At 48.0% G+C, this 4,106-nt stretch carries 4 protein-coding genes and 2 pseudogenes; 3 read left to right on the forward strand and 3 right to left on the reverse strand.

Translation table 11 applies throughout. The features are described from left to right. Positions 1–62: 62 nt before the first annotated feature. Positions 63–360 (forward strand): annotated as a pseudogene (locus DXA13_RS20485) (plasmid recombination protein); the annotation flags it as partial. A gap of 224 nt (positions 361–584) precedes the next feature. On the opposite strand, the gene DXA13_RS20490 reads toward DXA13_RS20485, so the two are convergent. The 3 genes from DXA13_RS20490 to DXA13_RS20500 all read right to left on the reverse strand — a co-directional run bounded on the left by DXA13_RS20490 (position 585) and on the right by DXA13_RS20500 (position 1,980). After that, positions 585–1,115 carry a GNAT family N-acetyltransferase gene (locus DXA13_RS20490; RefSeq protein WP_118246838.1) on the reverse strand — a complete coding sequence of 177 codons (531 nt, stop codon included), beginning with the start codon at positions 1,113–1,115 and terminating at the stop codon, positions 585–587. 35 nt (positions 1,116–1,150) lie between these two features. Further along, positions 1,151–1,330 carry a hypothetical protein gene (locus tag DXA13_RS22230; protein WP_243009254.1) on the reverse strand — a complete coding sequence of 60 codons (180 nt, stop codon included), beginning with the start codon at positions 1,328–1,330 and terminating at the stop codon, positions 1,151–1,153. Between the two features lie 236 nt (positions 1,331–1,566). Next, complete coding sequence (locus DXA13_RS20500; RefSeq protein WP_118246839.1) at positions 1,567–1,980, reverse strand: DUF3795 domain-containing protein; 414 nt, start codon at positions 1,978–1,980, stop codon at positions 1,567–1,569. 305 nt (positions 1,981–2,285) lie between these two features. Here DXA13_RS20500 and DXA13_RS20505 point away from each other — a divergent pair, with 305 nt between their 5' ends. Then, positions 2,286–3,659 carry an IS1182 family transposase gene (locus tag DXA13_RS20505; RefSeq protein WP_118246840.1) on the forward strand — a complete coding sequence of 458 codons (1,374 nt, stop codon included), beginning with the start codon at positions 2,286–2,288 and terminating at the stop codon, positions 3,657–3,659. A 225-nt stretch (positions 3,660–3,884) separates the two neighbouring features. Further along, positions 3,885–4,106: pseudogene (locus DXA13_RS20510) on the forward strand (cysteine-rich VLP domain-containing protein); the annotation flags it as partial.

Raw genomic sequence — 4,106 nt, forward strand, 5'->3', positions numbered from 1 at the left:
TGCTGCAAGTGGTTTCGCTGGGCGGTGCTGCCCCAGGACAAGGCGCTGGACGGATCGGCCAGTTGAACGCCTGGAAGAAGAAAGAGGAAGCCCTCGTCCTGCTGAAAAAATGGTTCCCGCAGATGGAGGACTTCTCCGGGCAACTGAAAAAGTACAAGGTCACGATTGCCGACCTGCTGGAAGAAAACAAGAAACTGGAAGCAAGGGCAAAGTCCAGCGAAAGAGGCAAGATGAAAAACACGATGGAACGGACGAAGCTTGGAGGCGAACTGCACAATATCCAGCGGCTTGTGGAGCGTATTCCCCCCGGACGTGCTGGCGGAATTGAAATGGCAACAGCATGATAGAAAGGATAGGTGATTTTATAAGTGGTATCAGATATAAAAAAGAAACAGAGGTCGTGACTTTTCAGGGAAAGGAAATAGAGTGGGCGGGAAAGCCATTTTAGGGCTTTTCCGCCTTGATTACTCATAAGAAAAGACGGGCGATGCTGTCAACGGCGGCGCTGTAAGCGCCGTTCATCTTGACCGTTGACTGGCTCGGCTGGCTTTGCTATCTCCCAGACGAGGAATTGTTGAAAGATGTTATAATGAAATCCAATATCTTTGTATTATTCCACTTTTACTTAAACCTACTGTATCAAAAATTTCGTTCTCCAACATCCCACCATTTTTAATAATCGTTCTTTGTGAAGCTACATTTCCTTTATCGCAGGTTAATAAAACCTTACTTTCTCCGAAGTCGCGACAAATGGGCAAAACCAGTTTTAGCATTTCAGACGCGTACCCTTTTTGCCTCTCTGATGGACGAATACTATATCCAATATTGCCCCCATAATTTTTAAGAAAATCCGATAATGGGTGACGAAAATCAATCATTCCGACAAGAAATTTGTCACTTTGTCTTACCGCTAAAAACACTTCTGATGGAACATATCCAGTTTTATACTTTTTTCTTAATCTTCCTTCAAAATCAATCCATTCATCAAATGAATAGACATCTTCAAGTCCTGCACAACCGTCAAAGCTATCCCCATTTTGTGACATTTCTTCTTTGTATGACATTACTTGTTCTGCATAAAGTTTACATGGCCTAACTAATATCAATCCACACATTACTTTTTACCTCGCAATTTCTCGATTGTCGCTCGCTATTTCCGTTTTCCCCGTTGCGGCACATAGCTTTTCGTCAACTCGGATTTTTGTACAATCCGGGTCAGCCATTGTTTTTCTTCCTCCGTCAGCTTGGTGTAGCGCAGTTTTGTCTGCTTACAGAACACCATCAACAGGTGTTCCGCCCGACTGCCCTTGAAGTTCGCCACTTCCTCCAAATCCCGCTTGAGTCGTCCACAATGGTATTCTCCGGGGCGCTGTCGCTCCTGCCCCTGTGTGCTTCCCGTATGTCCTCCATGATAGCGTCTATGTCGTGATGTACCCGGCTGCTGAAATAGTCACCCTCCCGCACATGGGCGGCTTGCAGCACTCCCGGCGGTCTTTGTCACTCCACACGCAGGTCTTTTAGGCGTTCCTGTATTGTCAACGCCAATCTACACACCCCCTCTTATGCTTATTTCATGCTTTCTTGACACTCGCTGCACTCTCTGTCATGGATAGATATAATACCCCCGCATTGGGGACAAGTATATTTTCCTTTCTGCTGTTCCATGAACCTTTCTAAACCGTGCTGACGAACAAACTCGCTGTTCTCCATAAGGCTCGCCTGATACCTTTTGTTGTAACTTTTTTCATGGTTTTTAATCAGCTTGCAAGGATAATCGGGACATTCAAAACAATAGGACAGCCCTTTGCCCTTGATACAATCTTTTATCTTGCATTTGCGGCAGTGTTCCGGTTTGCCCATGTCGCTGTTCAAGCAACCGGCACACGGCTTTTTATGATAACAATGCTTATAGCAGACCAAACAGTTCATGCCGCAGTGGGCAAACATAGCCGTATCAATTTTTTCTGTTGTCATTTTCATGGCGCGCCTCCTTGTCGGCTAACTGTTTTTTTCATTCTACCACAAATCCGAGAGCGTGGAAATAGTGTGTTTTCCAGCGGGATTTCCAACCTTTTGGATATACGGGATGGGCGGTCAAAAAAGTGTAGACTTGTGTTAGTTCATCGATGGACAAGCACAAGTGAATGACCGTCCGAAAGAGATATTATCGGCTGGGGAAGTACGCCATAACACCGCCACTTCTGGACAAAATCGAGGTGTTGACAAATCCTGTCCTCCTTGCCCCTATTATGGTAAAATAAAAGAAAAGTATGGAGGAAGCACCTATGATGACGCGGATGGACAATAAGCAAATGAAATTCCACTTGGTTACCATTGAAAATCTTGTGCCGGAAGATCATTTTCTAAGAAAATTAGATCGCCTGGTGGATTTCTCCTTCATTTACGAAGAAATAGAAGGCTGTTACTGCCAGAACAATGGCCGTCCATGCGTTGATCCGGTTATCCTGATGAAATATCTGTTGATTGGATTTTTGTTTGGGATTGAATCAGAACGCCGGATTGAGCAGGAAATCCAGGTAAACATGGCCTACCGCTGGTTTCTTGGGCTGGATATGGATGAGCGTGTACCGGATCATTCCACCATATCCCAGAACAGGCGCAGGCGTTTCAATGGGACCGGCTTGTTCCGCCGTCTGTTTGAGCGGATTGTCTTTCAATGTATGGAAAAAGGGCTGGTGGACGGGAGGACAGTCTTAACGGATTCCACCCATGTAAAGGCAAATGCTTCTGCCAAAAAGAATATCAAGGTTTTGGCGCATAAGGAAACGAACCATTACATGGAACGTCTGGATTTCTATGAAGAGCGGGAACGTCAGCGGTTAGAGCAATCCGGAGCAATTCGGCCGAAGCGCAAAAGCCGCGCGCCAAAGGAAAAACTCCCGATAGAGAAAACCGTCAATCCGACAGATCCGGAAGCCGGAATGCTCAAAAGGCCAGGAAAACCGACGGGGCCGCATTATCTGAGCCACCAAAGCGTGGATCCTGCCCATGGGATCGTTGTAGACGTGGCGGTAACTGGGGGAAATGTAAATGACTCCGGCCCTTATCTGGAACGGATCGAGTATATGAGGAAGCATCTGGGGCTAACAATCAAAACGGCAGGGGCAGACAGCGCGTATAGAACCAGCCTGATTTGTCAGGTTCTGGAGGATATGGGAATCGGCCTTTACACGCCGGGAACAACGGGAGGCGTGAATTACAAAGCAGAATTCACACGGGAAGATTTTGAATATCAGAAAGAAACCGATTGTTTTATTTGTCCTGGCGGGAAGCGGCTGTTACTGCGGAGTCTTGAAAGGGAGGAGTTCAATATCTGCAGGGTTTACCGCGCGGAGAGAAAGGACTGCGGCTCCTGCCCAATGTCCAGCCGGTGCGTGAGCCCCAGCCAAAAGAGCCGGATAGTCCGTGTAAATATCTTTGAGGAAGCAACAAGCCGATGTCACGAAAGAAAGGGGACAGCGCTTCATGCCTACATCCTGGGCCTGCGCCAGATATGGTGTGAAGGAAGTTTTGCCGCCCAGAAAGCGAGGCATAATTTAAGAAGTCTGTACAGGGGAGGGTTAGAGGCAGCGGAAACACACTGCCTTCTGTCAGCTATGGCCTTAAATTTGAAACGGATGGTAAAGTGTTTGGAGTGACGCCGGGAGGGCGTCTTTTTTCATGTCTGCTGCTGGTTGGTCTGTGCTGGATTTTGTGACGGGGAGAATTTTTATAGGGTTTGTCAACACCTCGAAAATGTCCAGAAGTCACCTCTAGTCAACTTGGCCCGAAGCAGGCCAGCGTACCAATGCCGGAACACACCGCCGTGAGGGGGAAGGAACGGTTTTTGGGAGAACGGCAGGAAAGCGAAAACGGAGGAACGCATGAGCAAAAAACTACCAGAGATAGAGCGCACACCGGGCGGCGGCTTGCCCTGCATGACGGCGGCGCAGCGCAGACGGGCAAATGCCTTATTCGGAAAACCTGCTGCAACTATGAGAACGGCAACTGCCTGTTGCTGGACGATGGGTAGGAATGTGTCTGCCCCCAGACTATCTCCTATTCCGTCTGCTGCAAGTGGTTTCGCTGGGCGGTGCTGCCCCAGG

Source organism: Clostridium sp. AM58-1XD, from assembly GCF_003464085.1.
In the GTDB taxonomy this organism is placed as follows: domain Bacteria; phylum Bacillota; class Clostridia; order Lachnospirales; family Lachnospiraceae; genus Lachnoclostridium_A.